Origin of the sequence: Curtobacterium sp. MWU13-2055, assembly GCF_023242305.1 — a bacterium.
Classification (GTDB): Bacteria; Actinomycetota; Actinomycetes; order Actinomycetales; family Microbacteriaceae; genus Curtobacterium.
The window spans coordinates 71,990-98,892 of the sequence record NZ_JALLIO010000010.1 but is presented as its reverse complement, the minus strand read 5'-3'; the positions used below and the strand labels follow the sequence as shown (position 1 = coordinate 98,892).

Below are 26,903 nucleotides of genomic sequence, written 5' to 3'. Positions count from 1 at the left end.
CTCCAGGCTGTCGCGTTCGACGTCCGCGGCCGTCAGCCGACGATCGCTGCGGTCCGCCGGTACAGCTCGTCGGTGTGGGCCGTGACGTCGGCGTGCACCGCACGCAGCGCGTCGTAGACCGTCGCGGTCGACGGGTCCGGCGCGAACCGGTCCCGCTCGACGACCATCGCCTCGGCCGCCGCGGCGAACGACGGGTGCACACCCGTCGCGACGGCGGCGCAGATCGCGGCCCCGCGCCCGGCGGCGCTGTCGCCCACGATGCGGATGGCCGGTGTCTGGAAGACGTCCGCCATCACCCGCATCATGAGGTCCGACGACGAACCGCCACCGGAGACGACCACGCGCTCGTACGGCGTGCCGAGCTCTGCGGCCATGGCGTCGCTGCGGTCGCGCATCGTCATCGCGATGCCCTCGAGGATCGACCGGTAGACGTGCGCTCGGCCCTGCCGTCCGTCGAAGCCGAGGATCGACCCCTTCCGGAACGCTGCGTCCGCCGGCGCGAGCCAGTCGAGCACCGTGAGGAGCCCGTCGGAACCGGCAGCGACCGCGGCGGCCTCGCGGTTCAGCCGGTCCTCGGCCCGCTCCCCCGCGGACTCGGCCGCGGCGGCGTAGTCCGGCCCGAGCAGATCGCGGAACCAGCTCACCGTCCACATGCCGCGGCGGATGCCGCCGGACTCGTACAGGTACCGGCCCGGTTCCGCACCGAAGTTGGTCCAGAAGTCGGTCCCGCCGGCGGTGTTCCGCTCACCGACGGACATGCCGGCGATGTACGTGCCGAGCGACACGAGCAGGGTGGTCGGGTCGAGGAGCCCGCAGCCGAGGGCCTCCACCGCCTTGTCGTTGGCCGTCGCGACCACTGGCAGTCCGACCGGCAGGCCCGTCGCCTCGCTCGCAGCGGCCGTCACGGTGCCGAGTACCTCGCCCGGGTCGACGAGCTCGAGGAGCTGCGACCGCTGCATGCCCGTTGCGGCATACGCGGCGTCGTCGGTCGTCCAGCGCCAGGTGTCGGTGTCGATCGGCCACATGCCCTGGTAGTTGGCGGCGGTGTCGCGGAACGCGCCCGTGAGCCGGTGACCGACGTAACCCGAGGAGGTGGTGACGTACGCCACGTCGTCGTGCTCGGCCGTGAACGGCTGCCCGACGCGGGCGTCCATCCAGCTCATCACCGGCTGGGCGAGCGACCCGTCGGCGCGCAGCACCGCTCGGCAGAACCGGATGGTGCAGAGCCCGACGCCGACGATCTCGGACGGGTCCCCGCGGAAGGCCGCCATCGCGATGCGGCACGCCGCCGCGACGGAGTCCCAGAGGTCGTCGTCCGGATGCTCGACCACGCCGGGCGCCGGTGTGTGGTTCGGCCGCAGCGGCACGCGCCCCTCGGCGACGACGACGCCCCGCTCGTCGAAGACCGTGACCTTCGACGACTGCGAGCCGTTGTCGATGCCGACGAGGTAGCGAGTCATGCGCCCGTGGCTCCGAATCGCGTGTCGGGGTGCTCAGCGGCCGACTGGATCGCTCCGGGTGCAGGGAAGATCGTGCCCTTGTTCATGATGCCCTTCGGGTCGAACTGCGCCTTGAGCCCCTGCATGATCGCGAACGCGGAGCCGTGCTCCTCCTCGACCCACGGGGTGCGGTACTTGCCGACGCCGTGGTGGTGGACCATCGAGCCACCGTGACGCAGGGCCTCCTCGACGATGATCGCGTTGAGCGGGATGTGGTACTTCTCGATCTCCTCCTCCGGGGAGCAGTCGATCCGGTAGTCGTACACGAAGTACATGTTCGTGCCGGTCTGGTAGCTGTGCGACGAGTGACCGCCGAGCATCGTGAGGTCCTCGGCGTGCGGGTACTCGTCGCGGATACGGGCGATGACCGCGTCGTACACGTCGCCGACGGCGGACCAGTCGGCGGAGATCTCGGTCGTGTAGCCGAGCTGGCGGTCCTGCAGCATCACCGCCTTCTCGGCGTCGATCTTGTCCTGCCCCCAGTTGAGGTTGTCGAACCAGGCCTCGATGAGCGCCGGGTCGACCTTCTCGTGCTGGTGCTGGTCGAGGACGCGCTGGATCTCCTCGGAGGTGGCACGCACGATGCCGGCCGGGCCCTCGGCGACGAACACCACGACGCACTTGTCCTTCGAGAAGTGCGAGAAGTGCTGGTTCGCGTCCTCCGGCGAGTACAGGCGCACGACGGAGGGGTGGAATCCGTTCGTGATGACCTCGCGCAGGATCGCGATGCCGGTGCGCATGTCGTCGACGAGCGCACCGTGGAACTCGTTGTTCTCCGGCTGGTACTTGAACACCTTGATCGTGACCTCGGTGATGACGCAGAGCGCGCCCTCGTTGCCGATGACGACGTGGCGGATGTCCGGGCCGGCGGAACGGCGCGGGACGGCCTTGATGCGGCGGACATCACCACCGGGGAAGACGGCCTCGAGCCCGACGACCATGTCCTCGATGGCGCCGTACAGCGTGGAGAACTGGCCGATGGACCGGGTCGCGACGAGCCCGCCGTACTGGGCCAACGGCTTGGACTGCGGCGAGTGACCGGTGGTCAGGCCCTGCAGGCGGAGCTCGTCCTCGAGGCGCTGGAGCGGCACGCCCGCCTGCACCGTCACCTGCATGTTCTCGGGATCGACGTTCAGCACGGCGTCCATGCGCGAGCAGTCCAGCACGATCGTGTCGACCACGCTCGTCTCGAGGCCACCCTCGGTGCCGGTCCGGCCCGTGCGCGGGACGATGTTGATCAGGTTGTCGTTCGCGAACACCAGGATCGCGGCGACGTCCTCGGTGGACTCGGCGTTCACGATGGCGACCGGGGCGGGCGCGTCGTAGATCCCGTGCACCGACTGGTACTTCTTGAACCGGTCGACGCTGGCGTCCTTGAGGTGCTGTTCGTCGGTGTCGATCTGCTCAGGTCGGACGATCTCGGCGAGGCGCGCGAGGATCTCGGAGCGGTCGAGGGTGGCGATCGAGTCGATCATGCGAAGGGTTGCCTTTCGTTGGTGTGGGTCGGAGCGCTGGTCGGGCGACTAGCGGACGAGGTATCCGCCGTCGACGGTCAGGGTGTGGCCGTTCACGTAGTCGGAGGCGCGCGAAGAGAGGAAGACCGTCGCGCCCATGAGGTCGGCGACGTCACCCCAGCGCCCGGCCGGGATGTGGTCGAGGACGCGCTGGTTCGTCTCCGGGTTGGACCGGGTCTGCTCGGTGATCTTCGTGGCGAAGTACCCCGGAGCGATCGCGTTGACCTGCACGTTGTGCTGCGCGAGTTCGTCGCAGTACGCCTTCGTGAAGCCGACGATGCCGTGCTTGGTCGCGGCGTACGCGGGCGACCACTGGCCGCCGAGGAACGCGAACAGCGACGCGATGTTGATGATCTTGCCGGAGCCCTGCGCGACGAAGTGCTTCGCGACCGCGTGCCCGAGGGCGAACGGCGCGGTGAGGTTGACCGCGACCATCGGGTCCCACTTCGCGCGGTCGAACGCGTCGACGTCGTCGAGCAGGCAGATGCCGGCCGAGTTCACCAGCACGTCGACGCCGCCGAGTCGCTCCACGCAGGCGTCCACGATCCGTTGCGGGGCGTCCGCCGCGGTGAGGTCGACCTCGAGGAACTCGTACCGTCGGCCCTCGCCCTCGACGAGCGCCCGGGTCGTGCCGTCGTCGTCGACCACGCTCGGCACGAAGACGTCGGCGCCGGCCTTGGCGAGAGCCAGCGAGAACGCCTGCCCGAGGCCGGAGTTGCCGCCGGTGACGATCGCCCGCTTGCCGGCGAGGCTGAACAGGTCCATCGAGAAGTCGCGGATGTCCATGGGTGTGGGGTCCTTTCGTGGTGCTTCAGGCGACGACGGCCACGTCGGGCGCCGTGTGGTTCCGGAGGTCTCGCGCGCGGACGCGCATGGTGAGGGTGGTGAGGAGGAAGCCGAGGACGGCCGCGCCGAGCAGGACGGCGAACATGGTCGTGTACCCGCCGCCCTGCGAGGGGACGCCGTTCGCCGGGTCCCCGACCCACCAGGCGCCGAGGGCAGGCAGGAACGCGTCCGGCAGGTAGGCGATGCCCGAGGCCAGCCCGATCACGCCGCCGCGCTGGGCGAGCGGGACCTCGACCTCGCCGATCTGCGCCCAGTAGACGCCGCGCGAAGTGAACACCGCGAGGCACATCACGATCATGAGCGCGACGGCGACCCACACCAGGGCGGGGTCCTGCGGCAGCAGGAGGAAGCCGGCGGCGCTGACGGCCGCGACGACGAACGTCCACCGGAGGAACGCCGGCGAGGACTTCGTCCACCGGTCGACGAGCACGCCGCCGACCGGGCCGCCGACGATCTGGAACACGTAGGTGCGGATGACGCCGATCGCGCCGAGGAGCACGACGGGCACGGCGAACCCGTTCTGCAGTAGCGGCGTGAGGTAGCCGAGCAGCGTGTAGAAGCAGTACATCAGCATGATCGAGGATCCGATGAGCCACGTGTACTTGTTGCGTGCGGCGGCGCCGAGTTCGCGGAGCGTGACCGTCTGTCGGCCGACCTGGCCCAGGGCATCGCGGTCCGTGCGGACGACGAGCAGGACCAGGCCGGCGAACACGAGGCAGAGCACGCCGTAGATGCGCATCACCCAGAGCACCCCGCCGGTGTCGGCGATCGCCGCGGCGACGATGCCGGCGCCGATGAAGCCCACGATCGTGGACGTGATGCCGCGGACGCCCTCGAGCCAGCCGAACAGCTTGCCCTGCTCGTCCGCCGAGCCGAGCATCGAGATGAGCTTGACGAGCGACGACCAGTACAGCCCCATGCCGAGCACGGCCATGAGCACGTGGGCGACGACGATCCCGGTCTCGTCCGGCACCGTCGCGAGCCAGAGGTCGACGACACCCATGCCGGCCAGCGCGACCACGATGAGGGCCTTCGGTGAGAAGCGGTCGGCGAACCACCCGCCGCAGAAGTACATGAGCACGGCGACGGCGCCGAACACCGAGGTGATCTCGCCGTAGCGCTGGATCGTGAGGTCGAGCGCATGCGCGGTGTCCGCGAGGAACACGAACCGGATGTACGCGACCTGGAAGATCACGCCGCCGGTCATGGACAGGACGATGAAGCTCAGCAGTCTGCGGGACTTGGTCAAGACCACTCCTTCGTGGTGTGGGTCGGATCGGGTCGGGGGAGGGGGTTCCGGGCACAAAAAAAGAACAGCGACACCCCAGCGCCGGTGCGCTGCGGGTGTCGCTGTTCTCTGAGGTCTGGAGCGACTGCCGTCCCTCGGGTGGGACGGCCGATCTGCAGTTGTCCGATCCGGCCCACGCGATATGCCGGATACGACGTGAACCGTAACCCATGATCATCCGCCAGCACAACTCAGGTGGCACGGATGCTCCGGACGTGCATAATGATCTGGCCCGGAATGTGAACGTGCACATCGACGTGCCACGGCCCCGGGCGGAAACGAGCAGCAATGGCGTCATCGCGGGCACAGCAACCGCGTTCGCCCAGCATCCGTGACGTCGCACGGATCGCGGGCGTCTCCCACCAGACCGTGTCGCGGGTGCTGAACAACTCCGACGCCATCCGCGACGCCACGCGCGACAAGGTGCTGGCGGCGATGGAGCAGCTGCAGTACCGGCCGAACCGTGCGGCGCGGGCCCTCGTCACGAGCAGGACCCACACGATCGGCGTTCTGACCGCCCGGCGCGCCCACTACGGCCCGGCGGTCGCACTGCAGGCGATCGAGGACGCGGCGATGCTGCGCGGGTACTCGGTGACGACGGCGAACATCGCCGAGGCGACCGACACCGCCGTGCGCGAGGGGCTCGGGCACCTGCTCGACCTGGACGTCGAGGGCATCGTCGTCATCGCACCCCAGCAGCGGGTGTTCGACCTGATCGAGGAACTCGGCATCCGCACGCCGTACGTGACGATGCGGGCCAGTGTCGGCGAGGACCCGACGGCCCTGTGGGTCGACCAGATGGAGGGCGCGAGACTCGCGACCGAGCACCTGCTCGACCTGGGCCACGAGTACATCCGGCACATCGCCGGCCCGCAGGACTGGATCGAGGCGGACGCCCGCATGCAGGGCTTCCTGCGCGCCATGTCGGACCGCGACATGCCCGTCGTCCCGCCGATCCTGGGTGACTGGACGGCGGACTTCGGCTACCACGCCGGCCGTGAACTCCTGCGGTGGCGGGACTGCACCGCGGTGTTCTGCTCGAACGACCAGATGGCCCTGGGCGTCATGCACGCGGCGCGCTCCTACGGGCTGGACGTGCCGGGCGACCTGTCGGTGGTCGGCTACGACGACATCCCCGAGGCGAAGCACTACTGGCCGCCCCTCACCACGGTGCAGGTCGACTTCGCCGAGCTCGGCCGCCGCTGCGTCGACCTGCTCCTCCCCGGCGAGGACGAGCTGCTCCGCCCGATCGACATCGTCCCGCAGCTCGTCGTGCGCGCGTCCACGGGGGCCCCGCGCGGTCGGTGACGCGACCACCGTCGATCCGCAGGACGCGGGTCGGACCGGCACCGTGCCTCCCGTCCGGGGGGCGTTCGTGCGGGATCACGCAGGCCGTTACGAAAACGCGACCAATCCGAATTGACAGCCGCACCGGGGCTGTGCGTAAATTACCTCCGTCCAGCCGATGTGACCGTTCACATGAGCGTCACACCAGCGGGACACCGGACGCGACAACGAAGTCCACGCAGGCCACCTGCGCCCTTTCGCTGCCGCAGCAGAACCACCCGAACAACTGCCGCATCGCAGCGGCAGAAGGAGATGCACTGTGGCGTCAACCCCGATCGACACCGGCCTCGAGACCCGGTCGATCACCGCACCCGAGACCATCCTCGAGATGCGCTCGATCACCAAGGAGTTCCCTGGTGTCAAGGCGCTGTCCGAGGTCTCCCTCAACGTCCGCGCTGGCGAGATCCACGCGATCTGCGGCGAGAACGGTGCCGGCAAGTCGACCCTGATGAAGGTCCTGTCGGGCGTCTACCCCTACGGCACCTACGACGGCGAGATCGTCTACGAGGGCGAAGAGGTCCGCTTCAAGGACATCAAGCAGTCCGAGCAGGCCGGCATCGTGATCATCCACCAGGAGCTCGCGCTGATCCCGGAGCTCTCGATCACCGAGAACCTGTTCCTCGGCAACGAGCCCGGCAAGTTCGGCGTGATCGACTGGACGAGCGCCCAGCTCCGTGCGCAGGACCTGCTCGCCCGCGTCGGCCTGGCCGACGACCCGGACACCCAGATCAAGAACATCGGTGTCGGCAAGCAGCAGCTGGTCGAGATCGCGAAGGCCCTGCACAAGGACGTCAAGCTCCTCATCCTCGACGAGCCGACCGCGGCCCTGAACGAGAACGACTCGCAGCACCTGCTCGACCTGATCGTCGGGCTGAAGGCCAAGGGCATCTCGAGCATCATCATCAGCCACAAGCTCAACGAGATCGAGCAGATCGCCGACGAGATCACGATCATCCGTGACGGCAAGACCATCGAGACGCTGAACGTCAAGGGCGACGGCGTCAACGAGGACCGCATCATCCGCGGCATGGTCGGCCGGTCGCTCGAGAGCCGGTTCCCGGACCGCACCCCGAAGATCGGCGAGACCTTCTTCGAGGTCCGCGACTGGACCGTGCAGCACCCGCTCGACGCCAGCCGCCTGGTCTGCAAGGGCTCGAACTTCCACGTCAAGCGTGGCGAGATCGTCGGCTTCGCGGGCCTGATGGGCGCCGGCCGCACCGAGCTCGCGATGAGCCTGTTCGGTCGCTCCTACGGCACCTGGCTCGGCGGCGAGATCATCAAGGACGGCCACGAGATCAAGGTCACGAACGTCCAGCAGGCGATCCAGAACGGCATGGGCTACGTCTCCGAGGACCGCAAGGCCCTCGGCCTCAACCTGCTCGACACCGTGAAGCGGTCCACCGTCTCCGCCGATCTGCAGAAGATCTCGAAGGGCGGCGTCGTCGACTCCATCGAGGAGTACGACGTCGCCGAGAAGTACCGGAAGATGCTCCGCACCAAGGTGCCGAGCGTCGAGGAGAACGTCGGGAAGCTCTCCGGCGGGAACCAGCAGAAGGTCGTCCTGTCCAAGTGGATGTTCACCGACCCGGACATCCTCATCCTCGACGAACCGACCCGTGGCATCGACGTGGGCGCGAAGTTCGAGATCTACGGCATCATCCAGCAGCTCGCAGCACAGGGGAAGGGCATCATCCTGATCTCCTCCGAGCTCCCCGAACTCCTCGGCCTCTCCGATCGCATCTACACGATCTTCGAGGGCCAGATCACGGCCGACGTCCCCGCGGACCAGGCCGATCCAGAAACGCTCATGCGCAGCATGACCTCCGCGCGGAAGGGCGCTCCCGTCTCATGAACAACCTGAAACTGCTCTTCGGCAAGGGCAACTCGATCGGCCAGTACGGCATGATCATCGCCCTCGTCGCGATCGTCATCTTCTTCTGGTTCACGACGGACGGGCTCATCCTCGAGCCCACCAACGTGATCAACCTGTTCCTGCAGTACTCCTACATCCTCATCCTCGCGCTGGGGATGGTCATGGTGATCATCGCGGGCCACATCGACCTGTCCGTCGGATCGGTGGCGGCGTTCGTCGGCATCATCGTCGCCCAGTCGATGTCGGTCTGGCACTTCCCGGTCTGGCTGGCGATCGTGCTCGGCCTGGTCGTCGGTGCGCTCGTCGGTGCATGGCAGGGCTTCTGGGTGGCGTTCGTGAAGGTCCCGGCCTTCATCGTGACCCTGGCCGGCCAGCTCATCTTCCGCGGTGCGAACCAGATCATCGGTGCGTCCACCTCGGTCCCGACGCCGGACGGCTACAACACCATCGGCTCCGGCTTCCTCGGTGACTTCGGCCCCGACTTCGGGTTCTCGAACGGCACGCTGCTGATCGGTGCCGTGACCATCGCCGTCCTGATCATCGTCGAGGTCCGCGGTCGCTCGCGTCGCCGCAAGATGCAGGCCGAGGTCCCGCCGCTGTGGGTCTCCGTCGTCCGCACCGGCATCCTGGTCGCCGTCACCCTCGTCGCCACGTACCTGTTCGGCGCCGGCCCGGTCGGCACGTCGATCCCGATCGTCGCGATCATCCTCGGTGTCCTGACCATCGTCTACGGCTTCATCACGAAGAACACGATCTTCGGTCGCCAGGTCTACGCGGTCGGTGGCAACTCCAGCGCCGCCGTCCTGTCCGGCGTCAGCGCCCGCAAGGTGAACTTCTTCGTCATGGCGAACATGTCGGTCCTCGCCGCGATCGCCGGCATGGTGTTCGTCGGTTACTCGAACGCCTCGGGCCCCGCGGACGGCACCGGCTGGGAGCTCGACGCGATCGCCGCCGTGTTCGTCGGTGGTGCAGCGGTCGCCGGTGGCATCGGCACCATCTCCGGCTCCATCATCGGTGGCCTCGTGATGGCGCTGCTGTCGAACGGTCTGCAGCTGATGGGCATCGAGTCCAACAAGGTCCAGATCATCCGTGGTCTCGTGCTCCTCATCGCCGTCGCCTTCGACGTCTACTCGAAGTCGCAGGGCCGCCCATCGCTCATCGGCGGCATGATGCGGCAGTTCCAGCGCAAGGACGCAGCCGAGGTCCCCGCGGCCCAGCAGCAGCCGCGCTCGATCGAGGACCAGCCCGACAAGATCACCCTCCCCTAGTCCAACCCTTCCCCTCACAGCACCACCACCTCAACGAAGAGAAAGCACTCTCATGCGCAAGAAGCTCATCGCCGGCATCGGTCTGGCACTCGTCGCGGGCCTGGCCCTCAGCGGCTGCTCGGCTCGTGGCACCTCCGACTCGGGCGACGGCTCCGGCTCGTCCATCAAGAAGGGCGACCTCATCGGCGTCGCCCTGCCGGCCAAGACCTCGCAGAACTGGGTGCTCGCGGGCGCCGCGTTCAAGAAGTCGATTGAGGACGCCGGCTTCAAGGCCGACATCCAGTACGCCAACGCCGGCAACCCGGTCCCCGACCAGCAGTCGCAGATCTCGGGCATGGTCACCAAGGGCGCGAAGGCGATCATCATCGGTGCTGCCGACGGTTCGCAGCTCGGCTCGCAGGTCAAGGCCGCCAAGGCCCAGGGCACGACCGTCATCGCCTGGGACCGCAACATCCTGAACACGAAGAACGTCGACTACTACGTCGCGTTCAACAACTTCAAGGTCGGCCAGCTGCAGGCCCAGGCACTGCTCAAGGGCCTCGAGGAGAAGAAGGGCGACGGACCGTACAACGTCGAACTCTTCGCCGGTTCGCCGGACGACGCCAACGCCACCGTGTTCTTCAACGGTGCGATGGACGTCCTGCAGCCGAAGATCGACGACGGCACGCTCAAGGTCGTCTCGGGTCAGACCACGTTCGCCAAGGTGAACACGCAGGGCTGGCTCGCGCAGAAGGCCCAGTCGCGCATGACCGACCTGCTGGCCCAGTACTACACGGGTGACACCAAGCTCGACGGCGTCCTGTCGCCGAACGACACCCTCGCCCGTGCGATCCTCACCGCGACCAAGGCCGCCGGCAAGGACAACCCCGTCGTGACCGGGCAGGACTCGGAGACCGCTTCGATCCCGCTCATCATGAAGGGCACGCAGTACTCGACGATCTACAAGAACACCACGGAGGAGGCCCAGGCGGCCATCGACCTGGTGTCCGACCTCGCCGACGGCAAGACCCCGAAGACGACCAAGGACAAGAACAACGACAACGGTTCGAAGGTCGTCCCGGCCGTCGAGCTGACGCCGATCCTGGTCACGAAGGACAACGCGGTCGAGGCCTACAAGGGCAACGACACCCTCGAGGAGCTCGCCAAGAAGGGCTGATCTCCCCCGCTCACACGGACGGCCCCGTCTCGCCTCGGCGAGACGGGGCCGTCCTGCGTCGTCGTGGGGCAGGCCACGGCCGGACGGGAGGCCCGGGGCACGTCGTGATCCGTGCCTCCCGTCCGCCGTGCACGCACGTCCGGTGCCCGCGCGACCCGCCGGGTCAGGGCCGGGTCGCGCGCAACCGCCGCGCCGCGTCGGCCAGGTGCGGCACGTCCGTGTGGGCCGTGCCGAACACCACCGCGCGGGTGGTGTCGAAGTAGCGCCGGGTCAGCCGGTCGCCGAGGTCGGACACCCGCGACCACGGGATGTCCGGCTCGCTCGCGGTGACGGTGCTCGGCAGGACACGGACCGCCTCGCCGATCTCGACCAGCCGCATCCGGACGGCGTCGTGCACCAGGTCCTCGGGCAGCCGCTCGTCGCCGACGTACCGGCCGATGGCCTCGCACGCACCGATGACGTCGTCGAGTCGATCGCCGACCAGCCGGGGGGTCACCGGTTCTTGGCTCACAGCGGCACCGCGCGTCGGACGACCTCGGGGCTCATGCCGGCGGCGTCCACGACGTCGACGCGCACGCCGAGCAGTCGCTCGGCGCCGTCCTGGATGCGCATGAGCGCGAAGATGCCGAGCCCGGCGTCGACGTCGATCATCAGGTCGACGTCGCTGCCCGGGCCGTCCTCCCCGCGGGCGACGCTGCCGAACAACCGCGGGTTGCGGCCGCCGAACCGCTCCACGACGGCGACGAGGTCGTGCCGTGCTGCGGCGACGCGTTCGCGGAGGGGCGGTGGGTCCTCGACCGGGAGCAGGTCGATCGACGTGGTGAAGCCCGCGGCCCGGAGCATGCGCTGGAGTGCGGCGAGCGAGGGTTCGCGGCGACCGTTCTCGTATGTGCTGATGACGCTCTGCGTGACGCCGGCCCGCCGGGCGAGCTGCACCTGCGTCAGTTCGGCGCGGTCACGGGCGTCACGGATGAGCGCGGCCGCCGACACCGTCGGCATCGGACGTGGAGGGACTGCGGACATGCTGCAACGATACACAGCATGCGACATTTCGTCCGCTGGATGACGCGCGGTGTCGACCCGGAACGACGTCATCGATGTCGCACGACGTCGATGACGTCGTTCCGGGTCGGGTGGACCGCGGTCAGGGGCGCGCTGAGACGTCCGCGCGGTGGAAGTTCTGCGCCGAGCGGGACGGGGTCGGCCCACGCTGACCCTGGTACCGCGACTGGTACTCGGCCGAGCCGTACGGCTTGTCGGCGGGACTGGACAGCTGGAAGAAGCACAGCTGCCCGATCTTCATGCCGGGCCAGAGCTTGATCGGCAGCGTCGCGACGTTCGACAGCTCGAGCGTCACGTGGCCGGAGAACCCGGGGTCGATGAACCCCGCGGTCGAGTGGGTCAGCAGGCCGAGGCGTCCGAGCGAGCTCTTGCCCTCGAGCCGTGCGGCGATGTCGTCGGGCAACGTGACGACCTCGTACGTCGAGCCGAGCACGAACTCGCCGGGGTGCAGCACGAAGGCCTCGTCCGGGTCGGTCTCGACCAGCCGGGTCAGGTCGGGCTGGTCGACCGCCGGGTCGATGTGCGGGTACTTGTGGTTGTCGAACAGCCGGAAGAACTTGTCGAGCCGGACGTCGATGCTCGACGGCTGGACGAGCGAGGCGTCGTGGGGGTCGAGACCGATCCGGCCCTCGGCGAGCTGGGCGGTGATGTCGCGATCGGAGAGCAGCACGCCGTGCAGCCTAGCGGCAGCGGACCCCCGCCGATATGCTGCGAGGCTGTCCGGGGCCGGGCAGCCTCGCACCGCTGGGAGGAACCGACATGACCGCGTACACCGTCCACGAACTCGTGGTCCCCGCCACGATGGACGACGGCCCGGGGACCGTGCGGGCGTTCCGCGAGTGGGTCGACGTGCAGAACCGCGCCGAGGTGTCGATCACCGGACTGCCGGAACTGCTCTGGACGCCCGAGGAACAACTGCCGTACCTGATCGACCCCGACGCGCCCAGCCGACTGTTCCTGGTCCGTGACGACGAGGGGGCCGCGGTGGGGGCCGGCTCGTACGAATCGAAGGCGGTCGCGGACGCCCCGAACTGCTGGATGGCGGTCAGCGTGGCGCCCGAGCACCGGCGCCGTGGCATCGGCACGCTCCTGGCCGAGCACGTCGAAGCGGTCGCGAGGCAGCAGGGCCGCACGCAGTGGAAGACGTACGCCGTGTCACGGCAGGTCGGCCCCGCAGCGGGCCCCGGGTACCTCCGTGCACCGACCGGGTTCGGCGTCGTGCCCGAGGACGAACCCGGAGCCCGGTTCCTGACGAGCCGGGGGTGGCGGTTCGGGCAGGTGAACCGGATCAGCCGTCTGGAGCTCCCGGCCGACCCCGATGCGCTCTCCGGCGTCCGCGCGGCGGCGACGCGGGCGGCGGCCGACCGGTACCGCGTGCACACCTGGGCCGGCCCGACTCCGCCCCGGTGGCAGGCGGACGTCGCACTCCTCCTGACCCGGATGAGCACCGATGCCCCGGCCGGCGACATGGCCGAGCCCGAGGACGCCTGGACGATCGACCGGCTCCGGACGCACGAGCAGCACCTCGACGACGGCCCGCGCACCATGCGCACCGTCGCCGTGGAGGACGTGTCGTCCGGCGGACTCGTCGGCTTCACCCAGCTCGCCGTCCCGGGGCCCGTGGCCCAGCCCGTGATGCAGGGCGACACCCTCGTGCTGCGCGAGCACCGGGGGCACCGGCTCGGGTGGCTGCTCAAGGTCGTCGGGATCGAGACGATCGAGCGCGACCACCCGGGGCACCCGTCGATCATCACGTTCAACGCCGAGGAGAACCGCCCGATGCTCGACGTGAACGAGGCCGTCGGGTTCGTGGGCGTCGGCAGCGAGGGGATCTGGGAACACCGCCCGGCGTAGGGTTCCCCCATGGCGCGCTCACGGGGGATGGACGATCTGGTCAGCGACGGGGTCTTCCTGGCCTGGGAGGCGCAGCTGCAGCTCGCAGACTTGTACGACGACCACGAACGCTGGAACGTCGACCTCGCCGCCGGCACCCTGCAGTTCGTCGGACCGCACCCGGGCGAGTTCCGGATCCAGCTCCTGGGGTCGGCCGCACCGGGGCCGCGCAGCTGGCTCTGGGGCTGGGCGAACCCGTCGCAGTACCCAGCGTCGGTGCTCGCCGCCGCGAACGCCACCCGCGCGCTGGGCGAACGGCTCGGCATCCCGGAACTCGTGCAGGGCGAGGTCCCGTTCGGCGAGCACCGGCAGGCCGACGCCGCAGACGCCGGGTACGAGTTCGCGTGGGACATGTCGATCGCGGCACGGCTGGCGACGGGTTCGTGGTTCGGCTTCGGCGGGCACGTCGGCGGAGGCTCCCGCCTCTGGGTGCTGTTCGAGGGCCTGCTGTTCGCGCCACCGACGGTCCCCCGGATGGTCCGGGTCTTCGGTGAGGGCCTGCAGACGACCGAGGTGCACGACCACCGCCGCGCTGTGGGGAGCTGGGCGTCGCTCCGCGGTGTCCCCTGGGACGGGCGCACGCTGACGTTGGCGGACGGGACCATCACGGTCGACTTCGACGAACTGGGCCGGATCCGCGACCTGCAGGGGTCGTCGGCGCGAGCCTGAGGCGGACCGCAGCGCGCGCTGCGGACTGACACTGCGCCTCCAGACCGACCCGCCTACCATGGAGGGTCCGCGGTCTCGCGGACGCACGCGTCCCTGGAACAAGGTTGATGACCGTCACGTCCCCCGCAACCCAGCCCGGAGGCCCGGCGCCGGAATCCGCGCCCGTCACCGCGCGCACGTCCACCGTCGCGACCGTGCTGGTCGTCGCCATCCCGCTCGCGGTCGCGTGCTCGATCCTCGGCCTGACGATCACCGGAGCGTTCACCGCGAACCAGCAGCTGGTGTCCGCCGGCGACGTGGTCGAGTACGGCCTGCCGATCGCCCGCGTGGTGCACGACACCATGGCGGCGCTGACCGTCGGCCTGCTCATCGTCGCCGCGTTCGCGCTGCCGGCACAGAAGAAGGACCACCGGGCACTCTCGAGCGTGCAGCACCGCGCCACGCGCTGGGCGGCGGCGACCGGATCGATCTGGTTCCTCGCCGCGGCCGTCACCGTCGTGCTGACCGGCGCCAACACCCTCGGCGTCCCGCTCACCAGTCCGGTGTTCGCCCGCAACTTCATGCTGTTCGCGTTCCAGGTCGAGATCGGTCAGGCGCTCGTGGTCTCCGCGGCGGCGATCCTCATCGCGACCGTGCTCGCCGCGTTCGCCACCCGGGTCACGACGCTCGCCGTCGCCACCGTGTTCGGCCTCTTCGCCCTGCTCCCCCTGGCACTGTCCGGCCACGCCGCCGGCTCGCTCGAGCACGCCAACGCCGTGAACTCCCTCGCGATCCACCTGATCGGGGTGTGCGTCTGGGCCGGCGGGCTCGTCGCCGTCGTGCTGCTGCGCACCCGCACGAAGGGCGCGACCGGTCGGGTGGTCTCCCGCTACTCCACGCTGGCCGGGTGGTCGTTCGGCGCCGTCGCGTTCTCCGGCATCGTCAACGCCTCGCTGCGGCTGACCGGTCCGCTCGACCTCGTCACCACCCCGTACGGCGCACTCATCACGGTCAAGGCCGTCATCCTGGTGCTGCTCGGGATCGCCGGCGTCGTGCAGCGCCGCAAGCTGGTGCCCGGGCTGCTCCGCGCGCCGCTCGACCGCCGTCGGTTCACCCGGTTCGCGCTCGCCGAGATCGTGTTCATGGCCGTCGCGATCGGCGTCTCGGTGGCCGTGTCCCGCTCGCAGCCGCCGATCCCGCAGACGCCCGAGACCGGTGAGGACACCCGCTCCGGCCTGATCGGGTTCCCGTTCCCGCCGGCCCAGACGATGCACACGTACCTGACGCAGTGGCACATCGACTGGGTGTGGCTCGGGCTCGCCGTCGTCGGTGCGGTCTGGTACCTGCTCGCCGTGCGGAAGCTCCGGAAGCGCGGCGACAAGTGGCCCGTCGGGCGCACCATCGCGTGGGTCATCGGCTGCGCCCTGTTCATCTGGACCACGTCGGCCGGACCGGCCGTGTACGGCATGATCCACTTCTCGTCGCACATGGTCCAGCACATGCTGCTCATGATGTTCGTGCCGCTGCCGCTCGTGCTCGGCGGTCCGGTGCTGCTCGCCATGCGCACCCTGCCGGTCCGCAACGACGGGTCCCGCGGGGCCCGCGAGTGGCTCATGCTCTTCGTGCACTCGCGGTACATGCAGTTCATGGGGAAGCCCGCCGTCGCTGGTGTGATCTTCGCCGGGTCGCTCGTGGTGTTCTACTTCACGCCGGCGTACCAGGCGGCGATGCAGTCGCACGAGTGGCACGTCGCGATGGTCGTCCACTTCGTGCTGAGCGGCTACCTGTTCTTCTGGGTGTTCGTCGGCGTCGACCCGGGGCCGAAGCGGCCTCCGTACCCGATCCTGATCATCGCGCTGCTCGCGACGCTGGCCTTCCACGCGTTCTTCGGCGTCGCCGTGATGACCTCGCAGTCGGTGTTCGCGATCGACTGGTTCCACGCACTCGGCCAGACGAACGACGCCGCGCTGCTCGACGACCAGCACACCGGCGGCGGCATCGCCTGGGGCGCCTCCGAGCTGCCGATGGTCTTCGTCGCGCTGCTCGTGGTGCGGAACTGGATCCGCACGGACAAGCGCGACGCGAAGCGGCTCGACCGCAAGGCCGAACGCGACGGCGACGCCGACCTGAAGGCGTACAACGAACGTCTGGCGGCGATCAACGCGTCCGACACCGCGCGCCGCGACTGACGGACACCAGGCGCACGAACAGGACGGCGCCCCGGGCATCTGCCCGGGGCGCCGCCCTCGTCCGTGCGGCCGGTTACTCCGCGGTGGTGTCGGCGACCGTGCCGCGAGCGGCCCGGGTGCGACGGACCATCAGGAGCACCAGGCCCGCGATGAGCAGTGCTGCCGCCAGTGCCATCGCGGTGCCCACGGCCACGGGCGAACCCGTGAACGCGAGCGCACCGGTGGTGGTCGGCGCAGGCGTGGCGGACGCCGTGGCCGACGCCGACGGGGCGATCGGTGCGGCCGTCGCCGAGGGGTCGGCGGAGTCCGACGGTCCCGGGGCGGGCGCCGAGGTCTCCGGCGTGGTCGGCTCGTCGGTCGGCTCCGGCGTCGGCTCGACGGCGGGGAGCGCCGCGACGACGACCTCGAGCGTGCTGCTCGACGCGGCGAACGACGCGTCACCGCTGTAGGCAGCCGTGACCGTGTTCGTGCCGACCGGCAGGGCGTCGGTCTCGCAGGTCGTCTCGGGCAGCGTGACGGTGCACAGGACGGAGCCGTCCGCGGCCGTGAAGGTCACGGTGCCGGTCGCGCCGACGGGCAGGCCGGACGCGGTCAGGCGGACCTTCGAGCCGACGACCGGAGCCGTCGCGTCGGTGCTCGCCACGAGGGCCGTCGACTGCGCGGTCACGACCAGCTCGAACGGCGCACCGTCGGCGGCCTCGTAGTTGTCGTCGCCGCTGTAGTGGGCGTGCACGGTGTACTTGCCACCCGGCAGGTCGGACGGGATCGCGCACGTGGTGTCGGGCAGCGTCGCGGTGCACAGGACGGTGCCGTCGTCGGTGACGTACTCGATGGTGCCGGTGGCGTCCTCGGGCACGTTCGGGGTGTCGAGCGTGGTGGTCTCGCCGTGCGTGACCGTCACCGTGGTGTCGGGTGCGGTCGGCTCGCCGCCGTCGCTCGGGTCACCGCCGTCGCTCGGGTCACCACCACCGGTACCGGGCTGGGTGCCGATGGTCGTCGATGCCTTGCGGACCGTCAGGTCCACTGCGACCGAGGTCGAGCCGGCGTGCAGCGCGTCGCCGGAGTAGACGGCGGTCACCGTGTGCGTGCCGGCACCGAGGCCCTCGGCCACGCAGCTCGTGTCGGGGAGCGTCGCCGTGCACAGGACGGTGGAGCCCTCGCGGTACTCGACCGTGCCGGTCGGCGCGGCGACCGTCTCCGAGCCGGAGCCCAGGCCGGTGACGTCGAGCGTGATCTGCTCGCCGTACGCAGCGGACGTCGGGGTCGACTCGACCGCGACGGCCGTCGGCACCTTGGTCGCGGTGAGCGCACCCGTGCCGGACGCAGCGGTGTGGTCCGCGTCACCCTCGTAGGTCGCGGTGACCCCGCTGGTGCCGACCGTCGACGTCGTCGTGTCGCACGAGGCCGCACCGTCGACGATCGTCGCCGTGCAGAGCACCGCGCCGGTCTCGGTGTCGGTGAACGTGACGGTGCCGGTCGGCGCGGTCGCACCGGACTTCGCGGACGACGCGACCTGGGCGGTCAGCGTGACCGTGTCGCCCACGGTCGCGGTGGCGTCGGCGACCGTGAGCGTCGTACCCTGCGGCTCGACGGTCAGGCCGCGGGTGACGGTGACCGCCTCGGCGTCGGTCGACGCCAGGACGGTGGAGATCGTCGCGGTGCGCGCTGCGCCCGTGACCGAGTACGGGATGGAGAGGGTGGGCAGCTCGGTGCCCGGGGCGAGGGGCGATGCGGCGTCGACGGCCTGGTCGCACGTGACGACCTGCCCGACGGGCGGCTGGCAGGTCCAGCCCGCACCGGTCACACCGGAGACGTCGGGCGTGACGCCCGCCGGGAACGTGGTGGTCGTCCGCACGAGCTGCGACTCGGAGCCACCGTCAGCGGAGACGGTGGGGGTGACCGTGTACGCGCCGGAACCGGCGTGTGCGACGGTGGCCGTGCCTCCCGTGCTGGCGGTCAGCACCGGCACCGGACCGGCGGCCGTCGTGGTGCGGAGGTAGTTGACCTCGTGGATGTCGTTCTGCCCGCCGGTGCCCGCGACCCACCCGTAGGTGAGCTTGTAGGGGTAGCCGGTGGCGGGGTCGACCCACGACGGGTCGACGTTCGCGGCGTTGCCGGTGGTGAGCTTCGGCAGCGCGCCACGGACGACCTGCTGCGAGCCGCCGATGGACGTGAAGACGACCGCGTACTGCCCCGCGGGGACGGACACCGCGGTATTCTCCTGCGCGGCGAGCGCCGACGACGTCGGGTTGATCACGATCTCGACGGGGACCTTGGCCTGCGCACGGTCCGTGACACCGGTCTTGTTGAGCGACCCGTTGACCACGGTGCGGGACTGCACGCAGTAACCGGTGCCGCCGTCGCCGGGGCCACGGACCGTGACGGCGTTCGGCGTGAGGGTGCCGTTGGTCGCTTGGTCGGACTCGCACCCGGTGCCACCGAACTGGCGGTTGCCGAAGTTGCCGTAGCGGTCGAGGCCGATGCCGAGGTACGCGTGGGACAGACCCTGCGCGTTGTTCGTCGTGCTCGCGCTGTAGCCGAGCGAACCGCCCAGGTAGCCGATCTTCGCCGGCACGGTCGGGTTGTACGGGTCGGTCGCGGCGAGGTAGAAGACGATGCCGTCGGCCGAGGATCCGTTGTACTGGTAGCTGTCGAAGACCGCGTCGATGCCCTTCGTGATCGGCACAGACTGCTTCGCACCGAGGCCACCGGCCTGGTTGTTCACCGCACCGGTCAGGCGGAGCGCGCCGCTGCCGTCGGCGTCCGTGGCGCCCGCACAGGTCGGGATCGAGCCGGTGTTCGCCGAACCTGCTGCGGGCTTCGCCGTGAGGCACGCGACGTTCGCGGCACCGGACTGCGTCGACGGCAGGATGTAGGCGTCGCCGGCGCTCGCGCCGGTGAACCCCTCGTTCACGAAGGTGGTCTGCGCGGGTGCCGCGGCGGACGCGGTGGTCGCTCCGACCCCGACGAGCGCGACGCCCGCGAGACCGGCGACGACCACGCCGGTGAGGATCTTGCGAGCGCGCGCGACGGCGCGCCCCTGGTGGTGTGTACGCACTGGAGCCCTGTTCAGTGAGAAGGGTGCCGACGAGGAGCGTGCTCGCCCGGCTCGTCGGCTCGGGTCCTCACACCGTAGAGCGGACCTGGGTACTCACGGGTCTCGAAACATGAGTTCTCACCACAACTGGGGGCAGACCGTGGCCGATCCGCGCGACGAGCCGCTCCGGCAAGCGTCGCGTCCGGCAGGCGTCGCGTCCGGCGGACGTCGCCGGCCGGCCGGCCGGCTCCGTCAGTCGCCGTGGACGATGCAGACCGCGTCGAGGTCGAGCGCGGCCTCGAGCGCCGCCGAGATCCCGGACTCGCCGTCGGCCCCCGCCGGGGTGACGGTGTCGACCCACCACAGCGGCGTCGCGATCGTGGGAGCGTCCGGCAGGATCCGCTCGACCTCGTCGAACGAGTCCACCCGCCGCACCCCGAGCACGGTGATCACGGGGTGCGTGGCGTCGCGGCAGACCTGCAGCATCGGGCCGTCGTCGAGGGCTCGGACGCCCCAGGACTCGTCGTGCAGGAGCAGCGCCTCGGCGACCTCCCGCGGCTCGACCGGCTGGCGGCAGAGGATGGTGACGTCACGCGGCACCGTGACCGCCTGCCACCCGGGCGTCCCGCACGTGTCCGTCGAGCGTGCCCTCGTCGTGGGCCGGGTCGAGGGGCGCTCCGCCGACGAGTTGCAGGAAGCGGTCTTCGTCGATGCGGTCGAGGAAGGACTCGAGGGCTTCCCAGCCGTCCTCGAAACGGACGATCATGCCGCCGTCGACGATGTCGCTGTCAGCGGTGCCGGTGTCGCCTGCTCCGGACGGGTCGCCTGCGCCGGACCGGTCGCCTGCCCCGGACCGGGTGCCGAACGTCGCCGTCGTGGTGCGCGGGGGCGGCCAGACCCCGTCGCGGTCCAGGAACTCGGAGGCTTCGGGTCCGACGACGACGGCGAGCGGCGACGGCTCGCCGTGCGACACAGCGCGGATCAGGTGGTCGGCGTCCCCCCGGCGCTGCATCACCACACCGAAGACCGGCACGACCTGGTCCGCGACCTGCTGCACGGCGTCGAACAGCCGGTTCGCGAGCTCCGGGTCGGTGTTCTCCTCGGGCACGGTCAACACGGCGGACATCGTCTCGACGACGACGCCGCCGACCAGGTGGGCGGTCATCGTCGCGGAGAAGCCCTCACCGACGGCGTACGAAGTCGACACCCCGGGTGCCTCGTGCTTGGCGTACTGCGTGACGACCCATCGGTCCCACGGCACGGTGAGCGGTTCGGCGGTGCCCCAGCGGGTGGGGCAGGTGCCGACGGTGTGGCACAGGGCCTCGATCGCGGACCCCATGTCCACGGCTCGCTCGGCGTGGTGACGGAGCGTCAGGTCGATGCTGATCTGGCGGACGGAGTCGGCTGCGACGGGGTGCTCGGGCGACGGTGTGCCGACGAGTTCAGGCCCGCGGTGCACGAAGTCCTCGATGCCCGAGGCTGCCGCACCCGTCCGGCCGTCGCGCAGTGTCCCGTCGAAGTCGGCGACGGCCCACGCGGCACCGTAGGCACCGAGCGCGTGCCGCAGGGCAGGGGTGATCGCGGATTCGCGCCCGGTCCGCAGCACGACCATGCGGCCGGCGTCCGCCGAACGACGGAGCAGTGAGGCGAGCGCGTCCGTCAGCCACACGACCGGCGAGGCGGACTCGACCACGATGGCGGGACCGACCACGTCGTCGATGAGGGGATGCCTGACCATCCGGTCCTCCTCGGGTTCTTCGGCGCTGGAACTCCCTGGACGGTACACACGAGGACGACACCTGTCCGTCAGGCTGGCGTGCTCACAGCGGAGACTCGGGAGGCACGACACACGCCCGACAGGAGGCGTACGGTGCGCGGCCGGCTGGCTTCCAGGCGAGAATCCGATAGGCTTGCCGAGTCCCGTTCTGCGGGGTGCGCGAGTGTAGTTCAATGGTAGAACTCCAGCTTCCCAAGCTGGTAGCGCGGGTTCGATTCCCGTCACTCGCTCCAACTAGCATCGTGCTGTGGAGTCCAAGCCGGCATCTGTCCTCAAGGCGATCAGGGCCGAGATCATCGCCGGCACGCTCGCACGTGGCTCCCGGCTGAAGGAAGACGCCCTCGCCGAACGCTTCGGCGTCTCGCGGGTCCCCGTGCGCGAAGCACTCCGGCAGCTCGAGACCGAGGGGTTCGTCGAGTCCGAGAAGTTCAAGGGCGTCCGGGTCGCCGACTCCTCGACCGAGGTGGTCATCGAGCTCATGCAGATCCGCCGAGGACTCGAGGTCCTCGCCGCCGAGCTCGCCGCCCGTCGCCAGGGTGGCGAGTGCGCCGACCTGCTCCGTGCCGTCGGTCGCGAACAACGGTCCGACCAAGAGGTCGAGGCCGCGCAGTCACCGCGGTTCGCGTTCCACGGGCTGGTGGCACGTGCCTCGGGGAACAGCCGGCTCGAGACGATGATCGACCACCTGATCCACCAGACGGCGTGGGCGTTCGAGCGGGTCACGCAGGACGAGGTGGCGTCGAGCAGCGATGACCACACCGCCGTCGCCGGCGCGATCCTGCGCGGCGCCTCGGTGCAGGCAGGGCTGCTGATGGACGAGCACCTGCGCCGCGACGAAGCGATCTACCGGGCCCTGAACCCGTAAGAACGTATACAAAACAGTCCGCGAGCTTGGCGAGACTCCGCCTGGATGCTTGAATATCCAAGTGATTCAGGCAGCCGTAACGAACCGTCTCGTGTTCGAAACCAGCCCGAAACAGTTTTTCGTATACAAAAGAGTGACCGCACGGTGCACCCACCTCACTCTTCCCCCGCTGGAGTTACGAATGACTGCTGTAACCCGCTCCACCGCACCAACCCGAACCGCTTCCGCTGCCCGAACCGAAGGCGGCATCGGATCCGCCCTCGACTCGATCGGCTTCACCCGGGCTCAGTTCTGGGTCCTCATGCTCATCCTCGCCGGGGAGTTCTTCGACACGCTCGAGCAGAACTCCGTCGGCGCCATGGCCACCAACATCAAGGCCTCGCTCGCCATCGGCGACGTCCAGCTCTCCACGATCAACACCGCCACCGTCCTGGGTGGCCTGGTCGGCCGGTTCCTGGCCGGCTGGCTCGCCGACAAGTACGGTCGGCGGTTCTCACTCGGGCTCAACCTGCTCGTCTACACGCTCGGCGGCCTCCTCAGCGCCGTCTCCTTCAACTTCGACATGCTGCTCGTCAGCCGGTTCATCGTCGGGATCGGCGTCGGCGGCGAGTTCATGATCGGCATCGCGATGCTGTCCGAGATGGTGGCCACCAAGTACCGCGGCGGCCTCATCGCGACCATCAACGTCGGTGCCGGCGGCATCGGCAACTTCATCTCCTACGGCCTGTTCCTGCTGCTGCTCGGCCCGCTGGCCGTCCCGCTCGGTGGCGACGACCAGGTCTGGCGCTGGACGTTCGTGATCCTCGCGATCCCGGCCCTGTTCGTCGTCCTGTACCGCCGCAAGCTGCCCGAGACGCCTCGCTGGCTGCTGTCGAAGGGACGGGTCGACGAGGCGAACCGCTCGCTCGCGGTCCTCGCCTCGAACACGCTCACCCCGCCCGCCGACGCTGCTCCCCCGGTGCGCCTGACGCCGGCCGACCTGCCCCCGGTCGCCCTGCACTCGTCGCCCGCAGCGGTGTTCCACAAGCTGGTGCTCCGTCGGACGATCGCCATCGGCGTCGCCTCGTGGATGGCCTTCGGCGTGCAGGTCACGCTGAACTTCCTGATGCCGACCCTGCTCGTCGAGCGCGGGTACACCGTGTCGCAGAGCCTGCTCTACACGATGATCATGAACATCGGATCGCTCCTCGGGTGCACGGCAGCGGCGCTCCTGGCGAACCGCGTCGGACGTCGGCCCCTCATCGCCGTCGCGGGCATCCTCGGCTGCCTCACCGCCCTGGCGTTCGCGGCCTTCGGCAACGACACCACCGCGATCCTGGTGCTCGGTGCCCTGTTCCAGTTCTTCACGATGCTGACGAACACGACCCTCGCGGCGTGGACCGCCGAGGTCTACCCGACCGCGATCCGTGCCTCCGGCGCCTCGATCGTCAACGGCATCGGCAACATCGCCGGAGCGGTCATGCCGTTCGCCGCGATCGCGCTGTACGGCTCCTGGGCCTTCGCCGGCGTCTTCGGACTCGCCGCCGTCATGTACGCGGTCCTCGTGGTCGCGTCGCGCTTCGCCCCGGAGACCCGCGGCCGGTCGCTCGAGGACGTCAACGAGAACGCCCTCTCGACCACCACCGCCTGACCCACCTGACCACCCGCACGAACCGCACCACCCCGGTGGGCCGGACACCCCGGCCCACCACCCCACGATCGGAGAACACCATGGACACCCTCAAGATCTCGGCGACCGCGAACGGCCTCAACTACCTGCCCGAGTACGTCGCCGACGTGGGCGGACTGTTCGCCGAGCGCGGCCTGTCCGTCACCGCGAAGGCCTGCGACCCGTGGACCGGCGTCCTCGACGACATCGATTCGCGCGAGGCCGACCTCGCCCTCGGCGGTCTCTGGGTCCCCGCGATGTACGCCGGAACCCCGCGCAAGCTGTCGGTCGTGGGCCAGCTCAACCACGGGTTCCCGATGACCATCGTCGCCCGCGACGAGACGACCCCGGTCACCCTGGACTGGCTCGCCGGCAAGGTCGTCCTGGCGCCCGGCGCCGGCGGCAGCGCCCCGTACGAGTTCACGGCCGGACTCGTCCGCGAGGCCGGGTTCGACGTCGCGGCGACCCGCTTCGTCCGCGACCTGTCGACCGCGATGCTCATCGAGCTGTACCAGGGCGGGCTCGGTGACGCGATCATCCTCGACCTCGTCTCCGCCCAGGAACTCGTCGCCGCCGGTGGGGGCACGATCGTCTTCCGGCACCTCGACGCCGGTGGGGTGATGCCGAACAGCGTCTACTACACGCGCACGGACCGCATCGACGAGCTCGGCGACCGGGTCGACCGGTTCATGGACGGCATCGCCGCCGCGATGGCCAAGATCACCGCGGGCGACGCCGACGCCGAGATCGCGGCCGTGCTCGCCGCCCGGTGGCCGGAGAAGGACGCCGCCCTGCTGCGACGGGCCGCCGACGAGATGGCTGCGGGGGGCGTCTGGGACTCCGCGGTCGTCGACCGCGAGGCCTCGGACCGCTGGATGCGCATCCTGTTCGACGGTGGCCTCACGACCCACACCCCGTCGCTCGAGGAGCTGCTCGGCGCCTCGACCGCCGTCACCGCGTCGTGACCGTCGTCCTCGGCGCCGCCGACGTCGCCGGTCTCATCGACGCCGTCGACGTCGTCGGGGCCGTGGAGGCCGTCCACGCCGACCTCGGGACCGGCGCGATGCAGCAGCCGGCTCCGGTCGCCCTGACCGGCGCCGACGACGCGCTCTTCCTGCCGATGGCCGTGCGCTCCGACCGACTCGGGCTCGTCGCCGTCAAGCTGATGGCCGACATCCCCGACAACGGTGCGCGAGGGCTGCCGTCGCAGCGGTCCACGATCCTGGTGTCCTCGTCGGTCACCGGTGAGTGCGTCGCCGTGCTCGACGGCATGACGATCACCCGGGCGCGGACCGCGGCGACGACCGTCGTCGCGACGAAGCACCTCGCCCGATCGGCCAGCCGGACCCTCGGGATCCTCGGCGCGGGCAACCTCGCCGTCGAGCACGTCCGCGCCTTCGAGGCGACGCGACCGTTCGAGCGGATCGTCCTGTGGTCACGGTCGTCCGGAACGGTCACCCGGTTCCTCGAGGCCGTCGGACCGGACGTGGCCCGACGGTGCGTGGTCGTACCGGAGGTCCGGCGCGTGGTCGAGGAAGCCGACGTGCTCTGCACCCAGACGCCCTCGGTCGACCCGATCGTCCGCGGCGACTGGTTGCACGCCGGCCAGCACGTGAACGCGGTCGGGGCACGTCCCCGCCCGACGCACCGGGAGCTCGACGGCGCGGCGATGGCACGTGGCACGCTCTTCGTCGACAGCCGGGCCACCGCCTGGACGAAGTCGGGCGACCTGCTCGAGGCCGTGGTCGAGGGGGCGGTCCCGCAAGACCTCCACCCGGCGGAACTCGGCGAGGTCGTCGCCGGACGCGCACCCGGCCGGACCGGAGACGACGAGATCACCGTGTTCGACTCGGTCGGGCTCGGCGCGCAGGACCTCGCCGTCGCGGCCCGGCTGATCGACCTCGCACGCGAACGGGGTGTCGGGACGCAGGTCTCCGTCGCCCGGGTCGGGGTGCCGGTTCCCGGCGTGTGACCAGGGTCGAGCGGCAGGGTGCTCCCATGCGCCGTGCTCTCCCCCTGGTCGTCGGCGGCACCGTCGCCGTGCTCGTCCTCGCCGGGTGCTCCGGTGGCGGCTCCGGTGCACCGACCGCGTCGGCCACGTCGTCCGCACGGTCCACGAGCACACCGACGAGCACCCCTGCGACGACGCCGCCGCCGCGGACGGACGCCGCGACCACCGCCGCGGTCCGCCGAGCACTCGCGGGCCTCGAACGCGAGTACGACGCCACGGTCGGCGTCGTCGCGACCGACACCGTCACGGGTGAGACGGTCGCGTACAACGGCGACCGACGCTTCGGCTACGCCTCGACCATCAAGGCGTTCGCCGCGGCACAGTTCCTGCGCTCGGTGCCCGCGGACGCCCGGAACGAGGTCGTGCACTGGACGGCCGCGGACGTCGCCGCTGCCGGGTACTCCCCCGTGACGGAACAGCACGTGGCCGACGGGCTGTCGTACGGGCAGTTGGCCGAGGCAGCCGTCCGGATGAGCGACAACACGGCCCTGAACCTCGTGCTCACGCGCATCGGCGGTCCGAGCGGCCTGGACGCCGCGTTGACCGAGCTCGGCGACACCACCACCGAGGTGGTCCACGGTGAGCCGGACCTCAACACCATCGAGCCGGGCAGCACCGAGGACACCACGACCCCGGCGGCGTTCACCGCAGCCCTGGCGACCGTGCTCGACGGCAGCACCCTGGACCGCGCCGACACCGCGCTGCTGGTCGGCTGGATGGGCGGCAACGCGACCGGCGACGCACTCATCCGGGCCGGGGCACCCGACGGCTGGGTCGTGGTCGACAAGTCCGGGGGCGCCGGACCGATCCGGAACGACGTGGCGCGGGTGACCCCGCCCGGCGGCGACCCGATCGTGCTCTCGGTCCTGACCACGCGGAACGACCCCGACGCCGCCTACGACGACGCCCTGGTGGCCCGGTCGGCATCGGCGGTGCTCGACGCGTTCGACCGCTGATCGACCGGGGCGGCGATCGCCGTTCT

General features: G+C 70.2%; 23 protein-coding genes and 1 tRNA gene. 14 read left to right on the top strand and 10 right to left on the bottom strand.

The genetic code is table 11. The features are described from left to right. Positions 1-32: 32 nt before the first annotated feature. Genes M4960_RS17360 through M4960_RS17345 form a run of 4 tightly spaced genes read right to left on the bottom strand, consistent with a single transcriptional unit; the run spans position 33 to position 5,108 of the window. Positions 33-1,460 (bottom strand): FGGY-family carbohydrate kinase, encoded by a 1,428-nt coding sequence (locus M4960_RS17360; RefSeq protein ID WP_248704932.1) that lies wholly within the window; start codon positions 1,458-1,460, stop codon positions 33-35. Then, positions 1,457-2,974, bottom strand: a complete 1,518-nt coding sequence (locus tag M4960_RS17355; protein ID WP_131844742.1) for an FAD-binding oxidoreductase — start codon at positions 2,972-2,974, stop codon at positions 1,457-1,459. The genes M4960_RS17360 and M4960_RS17355 overlap by 4 nt, the downstream gene beginning before the upstream one ends. Before the next feature lie 48 nt (positions 2,975-3,022). Continuing rightward, positions 3,023-3,799, bottom strand: coding sequence for an SDR family oxidoreductase (locus M4960_RS17350; protein ID WP_131844743.1), 777 nt, complete (start codon positions 3,797-3,799; stop codon positions 3,023-3,025). Positions 3,800-3,824: 25 nt separating this feature from the next. Further along, entirely contained in the window at positions 3,825-5,108 is a 1,284-nt protein-coding gene (locus M4960_RS17345; protein ID WP_131844744.1) for a nitrate/nitrite transporter, read from the bottom strand. A gap of 209 nt (positions 5,109-5,317) precedes the next feature. On the opposite strand from M4960_RS17345, the gene M4960_RS17340 reads away from it, so the two are divergent. The 5 genes from M4960_RS17340 to M4960_RS17320 all read left to right on the top strand — a co-directional run bounded on the left by M4960_RS17340 (position 5,318) and on the right by M4960_RS17320 (position 10,791). After that, positions 5,318-5,482: a hypothetical protein gene (locus M4960_RS17340; protein ID WP_248704958.1), complete on the top strand. Its 165-nt coding sequence runs from the start codon at positions 5,318-5,320 to the stop codon at positions 5,480-5,482. Next, positions 5,436-6,455 carry a LacI family DNA-binding transcriptional regulator gene (locus tag M4960_RS17335; RefSeq protein WP_248704931.1) on the top strand — a complete coding sequence of 340 codons (1,020 nt, stop codon included), beginning with the start codon at positions 5,436-5,438 and terminating at the stop codon, positions 6,453-6,455. The genes M4960_RS17340 and M4960_RS17335 overlap by 47 nt, the downstream gene beginning before the upstream one ends. Positions 6,456-6,822: 367 nt before the next feature. Then, on the top strand, positions 6,823-8,346 hold the full coding sequence (gene mmsA, locus M4960_RS17330; RefSeq protein ID WP_123293834.1) for a multiple monosaccharide ABC transporter ATP-binding protein: 1,524 nt from the start codon (positions 6,823-6,825) through the stop codon (positions 8,344-8,346). Beyond that, positions 8,343-9,635, top strand: coding sequence for a multiple monosaccharide ABC transporter permease (gene mmsB / locus M4960_RS17325; protein WP_131922147.1), 1,293 nt, complete (start codon positions 8,343-8,345; stop codon positions 9,633-9,635). The genes mmsA and mmsB overlap by 4 nt, the downstream gene beginning before the upstream one ends. 52 nt (positions 9,636-9,687) lie before the next feature. After that, positions 9,688-10,791 (top strand): sugar-binding protein, encoded by a 1,104-nt coding sequence (locus tag M4960_RS17320; protein ID WP_123937388.1) that lies wholly within the window; start codon positions 9,688-9,690, stop codon positions 10,789-10,791. 163 nt (positions 10,792-10,954) lie between these two features. On the opposite strand, the gene M4960_RS17315 is transcribed toward M4960_RS17320, so the two are convergent. From M4960_RS17315 to dcd, 3 genes are all read right to left on the bottom strand, one after another. Continuing rightward, positions 10,955-11,287, bottom strand: a complete 333-nt coding sequence (locus M4960_RS17315; RefSeq protein ID WP_194672960.1) for a DUF86 domain-containing protein — start codon at positions 11,285-11,287, stop codon at positions 10,955-10,957. A gap of 11 nt (positions 11,288-11,298) precedes the next feature. After that, the gene (locus M4960_RS17310; protein WP_159570953.1) at positions 11,299-11,814 is read right to left on the bottom strand and encodes a helix-turn-helix domain-containing protein; all 516 of its coding nucleotides are present in this window, start codon (positions 11,812-11,814) and stop codon (positions 11,299-11,301) included. A gap of 121 nt (positions 11,815-11,935) precedes the next feature. Further along, complete coding sequence (gene dcd / locus M4960_RS17305) at positions 11,936-12,523, bottom strand: dCTP deaminase (RefSeq protein ID WP_111085408.1); 588 nt, start codon at positions 12,521-12,523, stop codon at positions 11,936-11,938. An 89-nt stretch (positions 12,524-12,612) separates the two neighbouring features. Here dcd and M4960_RS17300 point away from each other — a divergent pair, with 89 nt between their 5' ends. From M4960_RS17300 to M4960_RS17290, 3 genes are all read left to right on the top strand, one after another. Then, positions 12,613-13,707, top strand: coding sequence for a GNAT family N-acetyltransferase (locus M4960_RS17300; protein WP_248704930.1), 1,095 nt, complete (start codon positions 12,613-12,615; stop codon positions 13,705-13,707). A gap of 9 nt (positions 13,708-13,716) precedes the next feature. Continuing rightward, positions 13,717-14,415, top strand: a complete 699-nt coding sequence (locus tag M4960_RS17295) for a DUF6882 domain-containing protein (protein ID WP_148058313.1) — start codon at positions 13,717-13,719, stop codon at positions 14,413-14,415. A gap of 107 nt (positions 14,416-14,522) precedes the next feature. Beyond that, positions 14,523-16,583 carry a cytochrome c oxidase assembly protein gene (locus M4960_RS17290; protein WP_123293485.1) on the top strand — a complete coding sequence of 687 codons (2,061 nt, stop codon included), beginning with the start codon at positions 14,523-14,525 and terminating at the stop codon, positions 16,581-16,583. 73 nt (positions 16,584-16,656) lie between these two features. Here M4960_RS17290 and M4960_RS19840 read toward each other — a convergent pair whose 3' ends face one another. The 3 genes from M4960_RS19840 to M4960_RS17275 all read right to left on the bottom strand — a co-directional run bounded on the left by M4960_RS19840 (position 16,657) and on the right by M4960_RS17275 (position 21,358). Next, on the bottom strand, positions 16,657-19,641 hold the full coding sequence (locus tag M4960_RS19840; protein WP_248704929.1) for an Ig-like domain repeat protein: 2,985 nt from the start codon (positions 19,639-19,641) through the stop codon (positions 16,657-16,659). Between the two features lie 231 nt (positions 19,642-19,872). Further along, positions 19,873-20,220: a hypothetical protein gene (locus M4960_RS17280; protein ID WP_123293483.1), complete on the bottom strand. Its 348-nt coding sequence runs from the start codon at positions 20,218-20,220 to the stop codon at positions 19,873-19,875. Next, positions 20,210-21,358, bottom strand: a complete 1,149-nt coding sequence (locus M4960_RS17275) for a DUF6177 family protein (protein WP_133937507.1) — start codon at positions 21,356-21,358, stop codon at positions 20,210-20,212. The genes M4960_RS17280 and M4960_RS17275 overlap by 11 nt, the downstream gene beginning before the upstream one ends. Before the next feature lie 198 nt (positions 21,359-21,556). Between M4960_RS17275 and M4960_RS17270 the strand changes: the two genes are divergently transcribed. From M4960_RS17270 to bla, 6 genes are all read left to right on the top strand, one after another. Next, a tRNA-Gly gene (locus M4960_RS17270) sits at positions 21,557-21,630 on the top strand. A 14-nt stretch (positions 21,631-21,644) separates the two neighbouring features. Next, positions 21,645-22,262 (top strand): GntR family transcriptional regulator, encoded by a 618-nt coding sequence (locus M4960_RS19835; RefSeq protein WP_123293481.1) that lies wholly within the window; start codon positions 21,645-21,647, stop codon positions 22,260-22,262. A gap of 181 nt (positions 22,263-22,443) precedes the next feature. After that, entirely contained in the window at positions 22,444-23,892 is a 1,449-nt protein-coding gene (locus M4960_RS17260) for an MFS transporter (RefSeq protein WP_248704928.1), read from the top strand. 80 nt (positions 23,893-23,972) lie between these two features. Beyond that, positions 23,973-24,875: an ABC transporter substrate-binding protein gene (locus tag M4960_RS17255; protein WP_248704927.1), complete on the top strand. Its 903-nt coding sequence runs from the start codon at positions 23,973-23,975 to the stop codon at positions 24,873-24,875. After that, the gene (locus M4960_RS17250; RefSeq protein WP_248704926.1) at positions 24,872-25,882 is read left to right on the top strand and encodes an ornithine cyclodeaminase family protein; all 1,011 of its coding nucleotides are present in this window, start codon (positions 24,872-24,874) and stop codon (positions 25,880-25,882) included. The genes M4960_RS17255 and M4960_RS17250 overlap by 4 nt, the downstream gene beginning before the upstream one ends. 26 nt (positions 25,883-25,908) lie before the next feature. After that, entirely contained in the window at positions 25,909-26,877 is a 969-nt protein-coding gene (gene bla / locus M4960_RS17245) for a class A beta-lactamase (RefSeq protein WP_248704925.1), read from the top strand. Positions 26,878-26,903 lie beyond the last annotated feature (26 nt).

Excerpts from the sequence above, each read along its gene's own strand:
- M4960_RS17320 (WP_123937388.1), top strand. The coding sequence starts at position 9,688 with ATGCGCAAGAAGCTCATCGCCGGCATCGGTCTGGCACTCGTCGCGGGC.
- mmsB (WP_131922147.1), top strand. The coding sequence starts at position 8,343 with ATGAACAACCTGAAACTGCTCTTCGGCAAGGGCAACTCGATCGGCCAG.
- M4960_RS17340 (WP_248704958.1), top strand. The coding sequence starts at position 5,318 with ATGATCATCCGCCAGCACAACTCAGGTGGCACGGATGCTCCGGACGTG.
- M4960_RS17310 (WP_159570953.1), bottom strand. The coding sequence starts at position 11,814 with ATGTCCGCAGTCCCTCCACGTCCGATGCCGACGGTGTCGGCGGCCGCG.
- M4960_RS17355 (WP_131844742.1), bottom strand. The coding sequence starts at position 2,974 with ATGATCGACTCGATCGCCACCCTCGACCGCTCCGAGATCCTCGCGCGC.
- bla (WP_248704925.1), top strand. The coding sequence starts at position 25,909 with ATGCGCCGTGCTCTCCCCCTGGTCGTCGGCGGCACCGTCGCCGTGCTC.
- M4960_RS17255 (WP_248704927.1), top strand. The coding sequence starts at position 23,973 with ATGGACACCCTCAAGATCTCGGCGACCGCGAACGGCCTCAACTACCTG.
- M4960_RS17290 (WP_123293485.1), top strand. The coding sequence starts at position 14,523 with ATGACCGTCACGTCCCCCGCAACCCAGCCCGGAGGCCCGGCGCCGGAA.
- M4960_RS17275 (WP_133937507.1), bottom strand. The coding sequence starts at position 21,358 with ATGGTCAGGCATCCCCTCATCGACGACGTGGTCGGTCCCGCCATCGTG.
- M4960_RS17295 (WP_148058313.1), top strand. The coding sequence starts at position 13,717 with ATGGCGCGCTCACGGGGGATGGACGATCTGGTCAGCGACGGGGTCTTC.
- M4960_RS17260 (WP_248704928.1), top strand. The coding sequence starts at position 22,444 with ATGACTGCTGTAACCCGCTCCACCGCACCAACCCGAACCGCTTCCGCT.
- M4960_RS17335 (WP_248704931.1), top strand. The coding sequence starts at position 5,436 with ATGGCGTCATCGCGGGCACAGCAACCGCGTTCGCCCAGCATCCGTGAC.
- M4960_RS17350 (WP_131844743.1), bottom strand. The coding sequence starts at position 3,799 with ATGGACATCCGCGACTTCTCGATGGACCTGTTCAGCCTCGCCGGCAAG.
- mmsA (WP_123293834.1), top strand. The coding sequence starts at position 6,823 with ATGCGCTCGATCACCAAGGAGTTCCCTGGTGTCAAGGCGCTGTCCGAG.
- M4960_RS17300 (WP_248704930.1), top strand. The coding sequence starts at position 12,613 with ATGACCGCGTACACCGTCCACGAACTCGTGGTCCCCGCCACGATGGAC.
- M4960_RS17360 (WP_248704932.1), bottom strand. The coding sequence starts at position 1,460 with ATGACTCGCTACCTCGTCGGCATCGACAACGGCTCGCAGTCGTCGAAG.